The following is a 15618-nucleotide window of genomic DNA, read 5'->3' on the forward strand; positions in this document are numbered from 1 at the left end:
GCACCTCCGTTTAAAAATTGAATTTATTTTTTATATAATTTAAATGGCTTCTGCCAATTTTCAGTTCAGTTCCATTATCAAGTTCTAAAATATAATCCCGAACAAAAAATTTTTTAAATTTTTTTATATGTTCAATTGAGACAATATAACTTTTGTGTATTCTAATAAATTTTTCCGGGTCTAATTTCATTTCTAAATTTTTTAAAGTATCATCATAGTAATATTCCTGATTTTTTGTACATAAAAAAACATATTTATCCTCTGCCTTGAAGTAATATACATCAGTTTCTGGAATTATTAATATAATATCTCTGTCTTTTACCGAAAATTTATTTATGTATTGTATATTAATATTATCTAATATTTTTTTAGTTAATAACTTTTTTCTTTCCGTTGTTCTATCTATAGCTATTTTTAATCGTTTTAAATCAAAAGGTTTTAGTAAATAATCTATAGCATTTTCTTCAAAAGCTTTTATAGCATATTCTTGATATGCCGTTATAAAAATCACAAGTGGTTCATAAGATAAATTTTTTAAAATTTCAAAACCACTTTTTTCTGGTAGATTAATATCAAGAAATAATAGATCAGGTCTTTTTTCTTCTATTAAATCAATGGCTTCGTCACCATTTTTGCTTTCACCTATTATTTCAATGCTTTCAAAATTTTCCAGCATTTTTTTTAATCTATTTAAAGATCTCTCTTCATCCTCGATTATAATACATTTAATCATTATATTTCCCCCATATTTTGTATTGATATAATAACTTTTATACCTGATGGATTATTTTGATATATATTAAAATTAGCATTATTTTTATATATAAGATTTAGTCTATTGATAACACTTGAAATGCCAAAGCCATATCTTATATTTTCAACTTTTCCTATACCATTATCAGATATTTCTATTATAAATAAAGTGTTTTTTAGATGTATATTTATATTTATAAAACCGCCATTTTTTTTTGGAGCAATGCCATGGATTATGGCATTTTCCACCAAAGGTTCTATAATTAGTGTAGGAATTTTATAATTTAAAGTTTTTTTATCAATATTTATATAATATTTTAATCTATCTCCAAGTCTCACTTTTTCAATTTCAAGATATTTTGTTACTATATTTAATTCATCTTCAACAGTACAAAAATCTTTGTCTGAAGAGTATAATATTTTTCTATATATGTCTGAAAGATTTATAATAATTTGTTCAACTTTTTCAGGAGATTCATATGCCAGATCTATTATAGCATTCAATGTATTAAAAAGAAAATGCGGGTTTATTTTAGCTCTAAGCGCTATTAATTCTGATTTTAACTTTTCGCTTTTTAATTTTTCGTTTTCAATGATTTTAATTCTGAGTTTTCTATATATTAAAATTATTGATACAATTAAAAAAATAAGTATAATATTAACAATTAAAAATAAGTATTTATATGAAGGGGAAAGATTAAATGATAATAAATTTGACATAATATATTCTGAAATAACTATACCAGAAAAAAAACTAAAAATCAAAATTAAAAATTGTAAAATTTTTCTTAAAAATTGTATTTCGATTTTTATAAACGAATACAACAATTTTTCCAGTAAAAAATATATTATTCCAATTGAATTAGAAAAAATTTCGGCAATTATTAATCCATGCCAGAAATTAAAATAAGGAGAAAAAATATATATGAGAATTAATATAAATATAGAACTTATCTGATTTTCTATTAAAATAATGTGCAATTTTTTATTTTTCATAATATATCAACCTATAATAGTTTGGATATTCTTTTAATTTTTTTAATAAAGATTTTGCTTTTTCTTTATTATCTAATTCATATATCCGGTATAATTTATACAATACTTCACCAAAGTTAAATTTATTTTTGAAATCATCATTCACTCTAATATAAATATACTCAAAATCATTAATAAAAATTTCTCTCGCAAAGTCATATGATAAAATTTCAAATGCGGTTTTTCCTCTTATATATCGATATATGAGGTTGTCAAAATTCTCTTTGACAACCTCTTTCATTTCCAGCATTCCACTATAAAGATAATAATATTTTAAAGGTAAAAACCATTCATGTTTTGCTTTTTTAACCAATACACTCCCATGGATTATTTTATTTAATCCATTTTTACTCGATTCTGTAATATTTAATATCTTATTTAATTCAGCCTTATTTAATTTATCAAAATTATTCAGATAGTAATTTAATATATTTTCTGAAAATACGTATGAAGAAAGTAAAAGTAATATAATTATAATCCGTTTTTTCATTAGAACCCCCAGATAATTCCCGCTCCAAATGAATAATAATAGTTATAATTAGGCACATTATCCGTTATTTGATATTCTCCTTCAATTTTCCAGTTTTCGGGTGAATAATTATATGTGAATTTACCTTCTATTACAACACTTAAGAATTCCATTAGATTTAAATAAATTTTAGCTCTTGGGGAAATAGAAACTTCTTCTCTTTTTAATTGTACCACATATGGAACAGAATCAATATTATTTACAATATCATCAATAGATTTTCCATTTCTTGATTCATCAACTTTTTTACTTACAATAGTTTCTCCGCCACCCAGGCCAATTCCAACATCAATATTTATTATGTTTAAATTAATTTGTTTTCCGAAAGTGAAATATCCTTGAGAAACATATAATTTATAATTTCCGTTTGTAGTTTCACCACTATAACCTTCTCCACCAAAGTAAGAACCGCCTGGTATTATACCAAAGCCGCCACCACCTTGTAAAATTAATTCATCGAAAGATAAATAATCTTTTAAAGGGTTAATCTGTTTTACCTGATCTTTAGGAATGTAATTAAGTATATATCCACCGCCACCAAAATTAATTGAAAATATTGAAACAGAAAATATCAGAGTAAAAATTAAAATCATTTTTTTCATACTATACACCTCCTCAATATTTTATAATTTGAATATTTTTATTTGAATTTATCTTACCAGTATTATTTTTATTCATTTTCACTGTTATATTTTCTGAAATAGAATTTATTTTAATATTTCTAGAATCATTCCATGTATCCAGAAAAAAGATATTGCCACTTATAGATATGCTATCAAGATTTATATTTTTTAGCATTTTAGCCTTTATGTCTAGAATCAGTGAAACACTATCAACATTTAAATTTTTTGCAAAAATATTTCCATTGATTCTTATACTTGTTCCATCAATATTTAGAGTATTTCCAATAAAGATGAATGTATTTTTTAGTATAATATTAGTTCCAGATATTTCTGCAATATTACTATTTACATTGCCATTTACCGTTATATTTAATCCGTTTATTTCAATATTTTCATATGTATATTTAGTTCCAATAATTATTTCGAGATATCTGTTTCTACTTCCGCTATTTAAAATTAATTCTTTATCTCTTTTTTTAATTAATATTTTAGATGGATAATATATTTGTGTGGCTTCAGGATCGAATTTTATATTTACATTTAAACCATCAATTTTTATTTCTTTAATATCTTTTAAATCCATGGTTTTATCTGGTATTACCGAATAATCGTTAATACTATATTCTGTAATTTGAAGTGCCATTAAAATAAAAACGATTCCAACTAAAGGTAAAAGATACCAGTATTCTCTCATGTTATCACCTCCATTTTCATTATATATGAAAAATGTTTTGATATAAAATTTTTTTTGATATATTGTCAATTTATATGTATAATATGCCTGTAAAATAAAATGAACTGAGAAATCAGTTCATTTTAATAAAAAAAAGAAAAAGATAAAATATTATAAAAAATGAGCTGATACTTCAGCTCATTTTAGTTTTAGCAGTTTTTTTATAAATAATTCATTTTTAGTATTTTCAAAAGGATTACCTGTAAATATTACATAGTTTTTATTAAGAATAAATCCTCTCTCTTTTCCTTTATATAAAATTATTTTCCCATCATTGAAATATAAATTATTGATTTTTTGATTTTTAAAACTTTTATCTGTAACTTCAAATTTCGAAGGTATTAATTTTAATACCGTGTTATTTATTTCATCTAATACTATACCAACTTTTTTACTTCTTGCAAAATCCTGGATTTTATTAAACAAAGTTTCATCTTTTAATAAGCTTGAACTTATTATAACAACTTCTGAATTTTCAATAGAACTTGTTAAATAATATTTGTCTTTTAAAAATCCAATCTCTACACCAGATGAATAAATTTTTATTCTATTTTTTAGTTCTATAACATTTTCATACCATAATATATTATTAATATATAACTTCAAATTAACGTTATTTGTGTTTGGAGTGTTTAAAATAGAATTTATTAATGTTTTTGAATAACCGTTTATTACTAATGTATTTTCAAAGTTTAGTTTATCATTAATAAAAATTTTTATATGAGCTTCTTTTGATTCTTTTGATATATTGTAAACATAAAATTTAAAAGGATTTTTTGCGTTTTTATAAAGTATATTTTTAGGTGTAGAGAAAATTCTAATACTATCTTGTGGTTCATACCATATTGCACTTGAAACTATTTTATCTCCATCATCTTGAATAAATTTAGCAAATGCATAGAAATATGCAGAATCAACATTAATTTTAATTTCTTTTTTGAAATTTGAAGGTAAATTATTGTAAATATATGTGTGATTTGGCGTATATATTTCAAGAGTTTTAACATTTTCTTTATCAGGATCTGTATAATATATATTTAGCGAAACTTCCTGTGGCTTTTTTGTATAATAAAAAACATCGCCCATTTTTGCCTTACTAGTTTCAAGCCATATTTGTACATTTTTATCCTCTGTTCCATAACTTTTTCTTTTAAAAAAAGCATTTAATATATCTTTTTTATTTCTTGATTTTGCCCAGATTGCTGTTCTTGAATCATTTGCAGCTCCCCAATTAGCACTATGATTATCCTGACCTACAGTAGCTCCAACATGCCACCCCATTTTTAAAGCTGTGATGTAATTAGAAAACATTTCGTCATTTATTGTATCGTTTTTTGCCCAACTACCATTTCCAACTTCAATCATGTTAATATATAAATCTGCTTCTGGATAATATTCGAAATTTTTGAATGTTCCAAACATAGAAATTGGATGATTGAATTGAGCCAAAGCTTTTTCGTTAATCAACCATTTATAAAAATCTTCAGTGGTAGTGTTTATATTTCTACTTGTCCAATTTTTAGATTCAAAAACATTAATATGACCACTACCAGAAGTCCATTCAAAACCGGCCAATGCTGTAAATTTATTTGTTGTTTCTTTATTTGCCATTTCTTTCATAACTTCAAATTTATTTCTACCTTTATATTTTGCTTCAAAGTAATATGCGTGATCAGTAACAGCAAGAAAATCAATGTTTGCAATATCTCTTGCATATTCGTAAGCATCGCTTGGTATGGTGCCAGGTTCTCCATCTGAAAAAGACGTATGAGAATGAGGATTTCCAAATAATACAATTAAATTATTGGAAAAAGTAAATGTTATAATAGAAACCAAAATAAATATCCAGACAAAAAAAGTTTTTCTCATAAAACTCCCCCTTTTCTTTATTATAACATAGCATTATATCATATTTTTGCTCTTTCTAAAATAGTAGAAAAGTTTTATTGAAACATTTATTATAAATCTGTTTTAATTAAAATAATTTAGACAGTTTAAATTTAATAATGAAAAAAATTCATTAATGAGCATACTCACGCATACTGATAATAAAATTATATAACCGTGAAAATTTTATCATACTTATAAAAATTCAAGGAATTTGGAACTTTTATTTTCTTAATACATAAAGTATAATAATATTTGGATTTAAATTTCAAATGTAGGGGGTAGAATTATGAGTATAAATGTGTATTCTGAAGTAAAGGATTTAAAAAGAGTACTTTTACACAGACCAGGACTTGAATTGGAAAATATGGAGCCAGATTTATTAGAAGAACTTTTGTTTGAGGATATACCATATTTAAAAAAAGCGCAACAGGAGCACGATTATTTTGCAGAAATTCTCAGAACAAACGGAGTTCATGTTGAATATATTACAGATTTATTGGCAACAGCTTTAAGTGAAGAAAATATAAAAAAAGAATTTGTAGATGAATATTTGTTTTTGAGCGAAGTAAAGAATGAATACATATTAGAAGCTTTGAAAGACTATTTGTTGAGTTTTGATACGAAACAAATGATAAATAAAATTGTTAGTGGAATAAGGATAAATGAATTTAAATTAAGAAAAGAGAATTTTTCCACAAAAGTAAGAATGAATAAGCAATTTTATTTATTGCCTCTTCCAAATCTTTATTTTCAAAGAGATCCAGTAGCTTTTGTTGGGAAAGGTATTGTTATAAATAAGATGATGACAAAGGCAAGAAGAAGAGAATCTTTATTTATGAAGTATGTTGTAAAATACAACAGAGATTTTAAATCCACACCTGTATATTATGATATGAGCTATTATTTTGCTATAGAAGGTGGAGATGTTTTAGTTTTAACGGATAAGGTTTTGGCAATAGGTATTTCTCAAAGAACAGAACCAGAAGCAGTGGAAATATTAGCCAAAAAACTTTTTTATGAAACTGATGAGAGTTTTGATACAATACTTGCAATAAATATTCCTAAAAAAAGAGCTTATATGCATCTCGATACTATTTTTACAATGATAGATAATGATAAATTTTTGGCTCATTCAAAATTAGAATCCAGTTTATTAGTATATGTGATAAAAAAAGGAAAAGATGATTTGGAAGTTATAGAGGAAAAAATGTCATTAGAAGAAATTTTGCAGAAATACATGAATAATGGGAAAATTAAAATATTAAAATGCGGAGGAGAAGATGAAATTGCTGCTAAAAGAGAGCAATGGAATGATGGTTCTAATGTTTTAGCCATAAAGCCCGGAGTCGTAATAGCATATGATAGAAATTATGTAACAAATACATTATTAAGAGAAAATGGAATTAATGTTATAGAAATTCCTTCAAGTGAATTATCAAGAGGTCGTGGAGGGCCAAGATGTATGTCCATGCCTATGAATAGAGGAAAATAAACAATAATATTTTAATAATAGGAGGTGTAGGTGTGGGAACAAATAAGGTTTTGGGTTTATTTGCGTTAACGATGATTGTTATTGGTTCTATGATTGGAGCTGGAATTTTTAATTCACCTGCTGATTTAGGTAGTGTGGCAAATCCAGGAGCTATTTTAATTGGTTGGTTGATAACTGGTTTTGGGGTATTTTCGCTTGCTATGGTTTTTCAGTTTTTGTCTTATAAAAAGCCGGAGCTTGAGGGTGGAATTTATTCTTACGCCAAAGAGCAATTTGGTGAATTTGTAGGATTTAACTCTGCATGGGGATATTGGTGGTCAGCATTACTGGGAAATATAGCTTTTTTTGCTGTTATAATGAAAATATTAAGTGGATACTTTCCGGTTTTAGAAGAGAATAAACTTATTGCTTTGATTTTTTCAAGTATTATTTTATGGGTATATCATTTCTTAATTGTAAGTGGAATAAGAACTGCTGGAGTTACAAATGCGATTTTAACTATTTTAAAATTAATACCATTGTTTTTAGTAGCAATACTTTCAATATTTGCTTTTAATCCTGATCTTGTAAAAGATATATTCTTTTCAACAAAATTAGCAGCAACAGGAGAGACTTCTTCAATATTTAGTCAAATAAATAATAGTTTTGGTACTATGTTATGGGCATTTATTGGGATTGAAGGTGCAGTTGTATTATCCAATAAGGCAAAATCACAAAAAGATGTTGGTAAGGCTACTGTAATAGGATTTCTTATTACTTTAGTAATATATATATCTGTTTCAGTATTTACAATGGGAGTTGTTCCTCCAGTTGAATTAGTAAATTCAACATCACCACTTGGAACTGTTTTAAGTAAAATAATGGGTAAAACTGGTCAATATATACTTGATTTTGGATTCTTATTCTCAGTATTTGGTGCATTATTAAGCTGGTTGTTATTGACTGCTGAAATTCCATATATCGCTTCAGTTAAAGATAATGTATTTCCAAAAAGATTTGCTGAACAAAATGAGCACGCAACACCTGTTTTTTCCTTAACTATAACCAATATAATCACTCAAATATTCTTGTTATCTTTGTTGTCAGATACACTTCAAAATGTATATAATACTATATTTTATATAGCAACTACGACAATATTATTGCCCTATTTATTTTCAGCAATTTTTGGAGTTAAAGTGGCAAGTGAAGAACAAAGTGGATTATATAAATTTTTTGGTTGGATTGCGGTTATTTATACAGCATGGGTAATATATGCGGTTGGGTGGATATATATTATTACAGCATTGGTAATTTACTCATTTGGTATATTTGCTTATCCTATAGCAAAACGCGAAAAAGGAGAGAGTTTAACTGGCACTCAAAAAATAATTTATTCTATTATGTGGATAATTTCTATTGTTGTTATAATTTTGGTTGTAACTGGAAAATTAACTGTTTAAAAAACACCCCGTTATGGGGTGTTTTTTTGAATATGAGTTATTTTATCCATAATGTTTCATAAGGTAATACTTCAATAATTAAATGTCCTGATTCAGCATTAATCAACTTGTTTGATAATAAATCTTTTGGTTTTTCTGAATAAATATTTTTGACATTTATAACGAATTTTTCATTTGATACATTTGTTATGACAAGTATCCTTTCATTTTCATATTCTCTGATGAAAGAAAAAATTCTATTGTCTAAAAACAAAATTTTCTGATTTCCTTTTGGGTTAAACGCTTTTTGATTAATTCTTATTGACAGCATATTTTTCATGGAGTTAAATATTTTATATCTGAATGATTTTTTATCAGTCAGTTCATTTTCAAGAGTATCAAAATTTAGTTTTTCTCTATTTATACTTCTATTTATACCACTGATTTTAACACCTTCATAGTAATTTCTTGACCCCAATAGACTATGTATGTATATTCCAGGAACACCTTTCAATGAAGAAGCTATAGCATATGCAGAAACAAATTTTCTAATATTTAATTCCATATCCTCACTTTCTTCATATAATGCATCAAAGTAATTTATATTTAATTCATATGGTGATTTGGAACCATCGGGATTACTTTTATATGAGACTAATCCATTATTTTTTAAAGTATGAGTTACCAAGTAATCTATTTCTTCATCTTTTAATATACCTTTTGCTGGCATTAAGCCTATTCCATCATGTGAAGCCAAAAAATTAAAAAATGTAGTTTTATCGCTTGGTGTTTCCAGTTTATCCGCCCAATGGGAAATATAATATGCATTTTTTGATAAAAAAGAGTGTAAAACAAGGGGGGGTAATGAAAAATTATAAACCATTTGAGCTTCATTATATCCATTTCCAAAATACGAAATATTTTCTTTATGTGGAACGTTGGTCTCTGTTATTAAAATTACATTTTTAGCTGTAAGGTTGAGAATATCCCTGAATAGTTGAATCATTTTATGTGTTTGTTCTAGATGAATACATGATGTTCCGATTTCTTTCCACAAATATCCTATAGCGTCTAATCTTATTAATTTAGCCCCTCTTTTAGCATAAAAGAGTAATATTTCAACAATTTCTAAAAATACATCTTTTGACTTATAATTTAGATCGATTTGATCTTCACTAAATGTAGTCCATATATGCTTTTTTCCATTAGCTGTATCATATATATGTAGCAAAGGCAAAGCTCTAGGTCTTGTTACAATTTTTAGCTCTTCAACAGGAGTTTGTTCAATAAAATAGTCTTTGTATTTTTGATTTCCTTTTAAATATTCTTTAAACCATGCACTTTCTTTAGAAATATGATTTATAACAGCATCAAACATTAAATTATAATCTTTAGATAAAGATTCAATATCTTTCCATGTACCCAAATTTGGATTAACCATTTTGTAATCTATTACAGAAAATCCATCATCGGAAGAATACGGGAAAAACGGGAGAATATGAACTGTATTTATAATACCCTTTACGTGTTTGTTCAAAAAATTATGGAGGGTTTGAAGCGATTTTTCTCCTTTTTTTTGTATGGAGTCGCCATAAGTTATTAAAATAATATCCTTTTCTGTTAAATTAATATCTTCATCTGAAATTTTGTATTTTTTAATTAAATCCATTAATTTAATATAAATTTCGTTAGCTTCATCATGATACAAAAATTTTAGTTTATCTAGAATTTCTTGAGACATATTAAACACCTCGATTTAGAATTTCTTTGGTTTTATAACGTTTTTTAATTTATTAAAATGTTCATCATTGAATTTTTTTGAAACAACTATATTATATAGTAATTCAACGATATACATTTCTCCAATTCTGTCATGTGTAAACTCATTTTCTGAAGGATCACTTGGTGTTGTATAAATAACATCATGAACTACAGTGCTTAGTGGAGAGGCAACGCCGGATGTTATTGCAACTGTATAAGCTCCAGCATCTTTAGCAATTTGAGTGGATTTGAAAACATCTCTTATATATCCTGAATGACTGATAGAAATAACCATGTCATTATTGGTTAGGTTTGCACCAACAATAACCTGCATATGAGGGTCAGAATATGCAGTTGCAGCTAAACCAAGAGCAGCAAATTTCAAAGAACTATCCAGCGCAACAGGGAATGATCTACCAACAGCAAAGAAGATTAATTTTTTTGAGTTTAGAATCTTATCAGCCACTTTTTCAAGTAAAGTTTTGTTTAGATTTTTATATACAGTATTTAAGCTATTACAGATTTTATTATGGAATTCTGAAAATAAATCTTTTTTATCATTAATGTTTATAGATGGCTCTGATAATTCTTTTGCAAGTGCAATTTTAAAGTTTTGATATCCTGTAAAACCTAATTTTTTTATTACTCTATATACGGTAGTTTCGCTAACTTCAGACCAATTGGCTAATTCTGTTATGCTGTAATGAATAACATCTGGAGCCCTTTCTATAATATAATCTGCAACTTTTTTTTCTCTTTTAGTCAGAGAATTATATATTCCTTTTATCTTGTTAATTATCATAAAATCACCTCTCGATTTGAGGGTTTACTCTTTTACGCCCCCTGCGGTTAATCCACCTGTCAAATATTTTTCCATCATCATAAACATTACCACTACTGGAACTGCAGTAACAACAGATGCAGCCATCATTTTTGCCCATATGGCGTGTTCTGAATTGAAAATTTCATTTAATCCCAGAGGTAATGTATAAAATTCTGGGAATGGTCTTACAAAGATGGAAGCAAACAAAAATTCATTCCATGCTATCATAAAAGCGTAAATATATACAGTAATAATTGCAGGCAAAGATAGAGGAATAATTATTTTTGTAATAACTCCCATTCTTGTTGAACCATCTATAATAGCAGCTTCCTCGATTGATCTGGGAATGGTTCTAAAATAATTTCCAAGCATATACAGAGAAACCGGTATAGTTTGAACAATGTATATAACAAATAACGCAAAAGCAGATGATAGTCCAGAAGAAGTTAGACCTATTTTAACAAAGATTTGATAAAGTGGGACTGCTAATATTGTACCACCAAAAAGATAAACAATCAATACACCTCTTTGAATAGTTCCTCTACCTTTAAAGTCTATTCTACTAAAAGCATAGGCGCCAAATACGGAAAGTATTAAGCTCACCAGAGCACTTAATCCAGCTAGTACTAAACTGTTTCTAAAAAAACGTAAAAATGGGAAAGACTCTTTTTTTCTTTGCGCTTCAATTTGAGCTAAAACAGTTTCCTGCTGTTCCTTAGGCAGGGTTTTAATTATTTCCAGTAATTGTTGTTGTTCGTTGCTTAATTCTTCCCGTAATGATTTTTTAAATCCTAAAAGAATTGCATATGTATCTAGTGTAGGTCTTTCTGGGATTATTCCAGGTTCAAACGCATCGGTATCATGTCTGAAAGAAACAGAAACCATCCAGACAAAGGGATAAGTTATAAAAATTACCAGGATTATTATTGAAAACCAGAAACCTAAAAACTTTAAAAGGTTTTTTCTTTTTACCATTTTAACACCTTCTTTACATATAAACCAATCAATGAGATCATGATGATAAATAATATAGTTGCAATTGCAGCAGCAACTCCTTGCTCAGGAATACCAGAAAAGGCTTTTTCGTAAATATATATTGGCAAAGTATTAGCGAATTTAGACATAAGATATACTTCGTCAAATTTATAAAAATTCCATATTCCTCTCAATAGAGCAACAGAAGCGATAACAAAATATAATTCTGGTAATGTAATATAAAGGAATTTCTGCCAATCGCTTGCTCCATCAATTTCTGCTGCTTCATAATAGTCCGATGGAATAGATTGTAATCTTGAAAGAAGCATTAAATAAACAAAAGGGAAATTACGCCATATATTAAAAATAGAAACAACCCAGAAAGCGTTATTGGGATTATTTACAAAATCATTTCCAGGATTCATTCCGAAATTAGCTAAAAATTGCATTAATGGTCCGTCTATAGGAAGAAATATATATTTCCATGCAAAGACTATAGCAATTAAAGGAGTAACATAAGGTAATAATATTAAAGCTCTTACTATATTTCTTCCTGGAAACTCTCTATTCATAAGTAAAGCCACACCTAAACCAACCAAGATGCTTCCAATAACGGTTGTTAAAGTAAATAGAATAGTAATTCCAAAAGATTTCCAGAATGAACTGTCAAATAATATTTCTTTATAATTTTGCAGTCCAACAAATTTATTTGGAGTATCAGAAATAGATACCTCGAAAAAACTTAAATATATATTATAAAATACAGGATATAGTATTAATAAAGAAATCAAAATAACTGTTGGCAATACCAATTTCCAACCAAATCTCGCATCTTTTTCGCGTAAAGATAAAACCGCCATCTTTGAACCTCCTTTTTAAAAAAAGGGGGAATACTTCCCCCTTTTATGAAAAAGACTTAAAATATTAAATGATACTAAATTATTTACCCAGAACTTTTTCTGCTTCTTTTTGAGCCCACATTGCAGTTTGTTGTGGTGTCCAATCATTAGCAAACATATAATTAATAGCCTTACCTATAACGAAATTAGCGCTTAATTTACTCATATCTGTTATAACTTTTCCATTTATAAATTCAAATCTTTCTACAGAATCAAGTGCAGCAACAATTTCTGCGATTTTTGCTTTTCCGTATCTTTCTAATACAGGATTATCTAAGAAAGCATCACTTTCTGCAATAGATTTTCTTGTAGGATTCATTCCACCTGGTGCCATATGTACCCAGTAAACATAATTTTTATCTGACATTAAGAATTTAATAAATTTTTCAACTTCATCTTTATTTGCATTTTTTGTTATTCCAAGAGCAACAACCTGTCCATAAGATGTAGGTCTTGTATTTATCATCTTATTTGCGAATCCAGTATTTTTAACCAATTGTGGATTGAATTTGTTTATTCTTCCTTTTTGAACTTCTTCAACTGCAATATCATCCATAATATATGTTGAATAGAATATCATGGCAGTTTCTCCATTTAAATAACCTTTTAATGCATCTAAAACTGTTGTAAAACCAGGTTTTGAATATTTACCTAATTCTTTGTAGAAACGAAATGCTTCGATCATTTCAGGAGTATTAAATGTTATATTTCCATTTTCATCAATAGGTCTTGCACCATTTGCCAGTGCAACTTCCGTAAATACCTGTTCGGCATAAGCATCTGCTTTTTTAGGTAAAATAATACCATATACTCCTTTTTTAGGATTGTTTAAAACTTTTGCAGCTAAGGCTATATTATACCAGGTTATAGGATCCCCCAGATCTTGTGAATCGAACATATCTTTCCTATACCATATTCCCTGTACCCAGGCTGTAAAAGGAATTGCATAATATTTTCCTTTTCCATTACTCAATAATCTTGCAGCACCATTATAAATATCACCAAGGTCACTGATGATTTTTGTTGATAAATCTTCATCCAGAAAATTTTGAGACCCCAATAAAATCATTGGTTCAATTCCAGCTTCTAATACATCAGGTAAAGTTCCTGCATTTTTTGCAATAGGTATTTGCTTTAATAAATCATTTTCTTCTACAGGAACAACTTCTACATCAATACCCGTTTGAGCTTTAAAAATAGTTGCTAAAGCTCTGATTCTTTGCATTCTGTTTGATTCAACTTCAGTTGTCCAGAATGTGATTTTTGCAAAAATAGAAGTAACCAACAATACGGCTAACATTAATACAATAATCTTTTTCATGCCAATACCCCCTTATGAAGAATTCTTTTTTTTAAAAAATAATTAAAAAGAAAATTTTCTTTTTAATTATACAATAAAAAAAATTTTTTATCAATCGAAAAAAAAGCGGTTAATAATGATAAGAATAAATTTAAGCAGATTAAAGTCTATTAATGAAATATTTCTAAATTTTTTAAAATAAAAAAAGGTATATAATAAATTTATGGTATAATTATTTTGAAAAATTAAATCAAAGGGGGAATTAAAGTGGAATTATTAAATCCAAAAAATGCTCCGAAAGCTGTTGGTCCATATTCTACTGCTGTAAAGAGCAATGGCTTTATTTTTGTATCAGGTCAATTACCTATTATTCCAGAGACTGATGAATTTATACAGAGAGATATAAAAAAAGCCACCAGAGTTATATTAACTAATATAAAAAATATTCTGGAAGAAACTGGAAGTAGTCTTAATAAAGTGGTTAAGGTGAATGCATATATGACAGATTTATCGAAGTTTAATGAATTTAATGAAGTTTATGCTGAAATTTTTGAGGGGCATAAACCAGCAAGAGCAGCTGTTCAGGTTGCTGCTTTGCCAAAAGGTGCAGATATAGAAATAGAAGTTATAGCAGAAGAATAGTCAAACGGATATCCGTTTGACTATTAATTTTATGACGGGTATATAAATTTTTGAGCAGCATTATGACTAATATTATTTATTTACTCTGTTTTCAGCAGCTATTATGCCTTTTTCGGTTTTTTCTATTAGTTTTTTTAAATCTAAATTAGTTTTTGAAGTTAATTGATTATACATATATCCTATTGCTTGCATATCGATTTTAGCATAAAATAAAGGAGAGCCTTCTTTTTCGCTTCTATTTCTTAGCAAATAACTGGGGTGAAATGTTGGAAAAATATATATTCCTCCATACCATTCTTTAAATCGGCCTCTATGTTTTGTTATTGGAACAACCTGCTTTAAAAAATAATTTAATGCTGTTGATCCCAAAGCTACAATTATTTTAGGTTTTATTACTTCTATTTGGGCGATTAAAAAATGACTGCATTTTTCCATCTCGTCGGTTGTTGGAACCCGATTTTTTGGAGGGCGACATTTTACAACGTTGGTAATATAAAATTGCTCTCTAGGCACTTTTGCAATATCCTTTAATAATTTATCCAGTAAATTTCCAGCTCTTCCAACAAAAGGTCTTCCCTGTAGATCTTCATTTGCACCAGGGCCTTCTCCAATAAGCATAATTGGAGAATTTTCATTTCCTTCACCAATTACAACATTTGTTCTTGATAAACTTAATGAACAATTATTGCAGTTTTTTATTCTTTCATTTATTAATTCTAAGTTTTCTGATTTTATCATAAGT

The 15618-nt window shown here is 27.4% G+C and carries 15 protein-coding genes; 3 read left to right on the top strand and 12 right to left on the bottom strand.

The window, feature by feature from the left end:
• Positions 1–10: 10 nt before the first annotated feature.
• The 6 genes from XO12_RS04260 to XO12_RS04285 form a co-directional block, all read right to left on the bottom strand.
• On the bottom strand, positions 11–733 hold the full coding sequence (locus XO12_RS04260; RefSeq protein WP_047265617.1) for a LytTR family DNA-binding domain-containing protein: 723 nt from the start codon (positions 731–733) through the stop codon (positions 11–13).
• Entirely contained in the window at positions 733–1749 is a 1017-nt protein-coding gene (locus XO12_RS04265; RefSeq protein ID WP_052913175.1) for a sensor histidine kinase, read from the bottom strand. Before XO12_RS04265 ends, XO12_RS04260 begins: the two co-directional genes overlap by 1 nt.
• On the bottom strand, positions 1739–2278 hold the full coding sequence (locus XO12_RS04270) for a hypothetical protein (protein WP_047265616.1): 540 nt from the start codon (positions 2276–2278) through the stop codon (positions 1739–1741). Before XO12_RS04270 ends, XO12_RS04265 begins: the two co-directional genes overlap by 11 nt.
• Positions 2278–2919: a hypothetical protein gene (locus XO12_RS04275; protein ID WP_047265615.1), complete on the bottom strand. Its 642-nt coding sequence runs from the start codon at positions 2917–2919 to the stop codon at positions 2278–2280. Before XO12_RS04275 ends, XO12_RS04270 begins: the two co-directional genes overlap by 1 nt.
• 13 nt (positions 2920–2932) lie before the next feature.
• On the bottom strand, positions 2933–3634 hold the full coding sequence (locus tag XO12_RS04280; protein WP_047265614.1) for a hypothetical protein: 702 nt from the start codon (positions 3632–3634) through the stop codon (positions 2933–2935).
• A 177-nt stretch (positions 3635–3811) separates the two neighbouring features.
• Positions 3812–5542 carry a CehA/McbA family metallohydrolase gene (locus tag XO12_RS04285; RefSeq protein WP_052913174.1) on the bottom strand — a complete coding sequence of 577 codons (1731 nt, stop codon included), beginning with the start codon at positions 5540–5542 and terminating at the stop codon, positions 3812–3814.
• A gap of 307 nt (positions 5543–5849) precedes the next feature.
• On the opposite strand from XO12_RS04285, the gene arcA reads away from it, so the two are divergent.
• Together arcA and XO12_RS04295 are read left to right on the top strand one after the other, a co-directional pair.
• Positions 5850–7055, top strand: a complete 1206-nt coding sequence (arcA, locus tag XO12_RS04290; protein WP_175419744.1) for an arginine deiminase — start codon at positions 5850–5852, stop codon at positions 7053–7055.
• Between the two features lie 32 nt (positions 7056–7087).
• Complete coding sequence (locus tag XO12_RS04295) at positions 7088–8497, top strand: basic amino acid/polyamine antiporter (protein ID WP_175419745.1); 1410 nt, start codon at positions 7088–7090, stop codon at positions 8495–8497.
• Between the two features lie 37 nt (positions 8498–8534).
• Here the strand turns inward: XO12_RS04295 and XO12_RS04300 are convergent, their stop codons facing one another.
• From XO12_RS04300 to XO12_RS04320, 5 genes are all read right to left on the bottom strand, one after another.
• Positions 8535–10217 carry an alpha-amylase family glycosyl hydrolase gene (locus XO12_RS04300; RefSeq protein WP_047265611.1) on the bottom strand — a complete coding sequence of 561 codons (1683 nt, stop codon included), beginning with the start codon at positions 10215–10217 and terminating at the stop codon, positions 8535–8537.
• Positions 10218–10232: 15 nt separating this feature from the next.
• Complete coding sequence (locus XO12_RS04305) at positions 10233–11039, bottom strand: MurR/RpiR family transcriptional regulator (RefSeq protein WP_047265610.1); 807 nt, start codon at positions 11037–11039, stop codon at positions 10233–10235.
• A 24-nt stretch (positions 11040–11063) separates the two neighbouring features.
• On the bottom strand, positions 11064–12035 hold the full coding sequence (locus XO12_RS04310) for a carbohydrate ABC transporter permease (RefSeq protein ID WP_047265609.1): 972 nt from the start codon (positions 12033–12035) through the stop codon (positions 11064–11066).
• A complete protein-coding gene (locus tag XO12_RS04315) occupies positions 12029–12895 on the bottom strand; it encodes a carbohydrate ABC transporter permease (RefSeq protein WP_047265608.1) in 867 nt (288 codons plus the stop codon). The genes XO12_RS04310 and XO12_RS04315 overlap by 7 nt, the downstream gene beginning before the upstream one ends.
• Before the next feature lie 79 nt (positions 12896–12974).
• Positions 12975–14255: an ABC transporter substrate-binding protein gene (locus XO12_RS04320; RefSeq protein WP_047265607.1), complete on the bottom strand. Its 1281-nt coding sequence runs from the start codon at positions 14253–14255 to the stop codon at positions 12975–12977.
• A 246-nt stretch (positions 14256–14501) separates the two neighbouring features.
• On the opposite strand from XO12_RS04320, the gene XO12_RS04325 reads away from it, so the two are divergent.
• Entirely contained in the window at positions 14502–14876 is a 375-nt protein-coding gene (locus tag XO12_RS04325) for a Rid family detoxifying hydrolase (RefSeq protein WP_047265606.1), read from the top strand.
• A gap of 72 nt (positions 14877–14948) precedes the next feature.
• Here XO12_RS04325 and XO12_RS04330 read toward each other — a convergent pair whose 3' ends face one another.
• Positions 14949–15614, bottom strand: a complete 666-nt coding sequence (locus tag XO12_RS04330; protein WP_047265605.1) for a uracil-DNA glycosylase family protein — start codon at positions 15612–15614, stop codon at positions 14949–14951.
• Positions 15615–15618 lie beyond the last annotated feature (4 nt).

Source organism: Marinitoga sp. 1154, assembly GCF_013363285.1.
In the GTDB taxonomy this organism is placed as follows: Bacteria; Thermotogota; Thermotogae; order Petrotogales; family Petrotogaceae; genus Marinitoga.

What these genes read in the sequence shown, in the direction of transcription:
- XO12_RS04260 (WP_047265617.1), bottom strand. Translation starts at nt 733, where the DNA reads ATGATTAAATGTATTATAATCGAGGATGAAGAGAGATCTTTAAATAGA.
- XO12_RS04265 (WP_052913175.1), bottom strand. Translation starts at nt 1,749, where the DNA reads ATGAAAAATAAAAAATTGCACATTATTTTAATAGAAAATCAGATAAGT.
- XO12_RS04270 (WP_047265616.1), bottom strand. Translation starts at nt 2,278, where the DNA reads ATGAAAAAACGGATTATAATTATATTACTTTTACTTTCTTCATACGTA.
- XO12_RS04275 (WP_047265615.1), bottom strand. Translation starts at nt 2,919, where the DNA reads ATGAAAAAAATGATTTTAATTTTTACTCTGATATTTTCTGTTTCAATA.
- XO12_RS04280 (WP_047265614.1), bottom strand. Translation starts at nt 3,634, where the DNA reads ATGAGAGAATACTGGTATCTTTTACCTTTAGTTGGAATCGTTTTTATT.
- XO12_RS04285 (WP_052913174.1), bottom strand. Translation starts at nt 5,542, where the DNA reads ATGAGAAAAACTTTTTTTGTCTGGATATTTATTTTGGTTTCTATTATA.
- arcA (WP_175419744.1), top strand. Translation starts at nt 5,850, where the DNA reads ATGAGTATAAATGTGTATTCTGAAGTAAAGGATTTAAAAAGAGTACTT.
- XO12_RS04300 (WP_047265611.1), bottom strand. Translation starts at nt 10,217, where the DNA reads ATGTCTCAAGAAATTCTAGATAAACTAAAATTTTTGTATCATGATGAA.
- XO12_RS04305 (WP_047265610.1), bottom strand. Translation starts at nt 11,039, where the DNA reads ATGATAATTAACAAGATAAAAGGAATATATAATTCTCTGACTAAAAGA.
- XO12_RS04310 (WP_047265609.1), bottom strand. Translation starts at nt 12,035, where the DNA reads ATGGTAAAAAGAAAAAACCTTTTAAAGTTTTTAGGTTTCTGGTTTTCA.
- XO12_RS04315 (WP_047265608.1), bottom strand. Translation starts at nt 12,895, where the DNA reads ATGGCGGTTTTATCTTTACGCGAAAAAGATGCGAGATTTGGTTGGAAA.
- XO12_RS04320 (WP_047265607.1), bottom strand. Translation starts at nt 14,255, where the DNA reads ATGAAAAAGATTATTGTATTAATGTTAGCCGTATTGTTGGTTACTTCT.
- XO12_RS04330 (WP_047265605.1), bottom strand. Translation starts at nt 15,614, where the DNA reads ATGATAAAATCAGAAAACTTAGAATTAATAAATGAAAGAATAAAAAAC.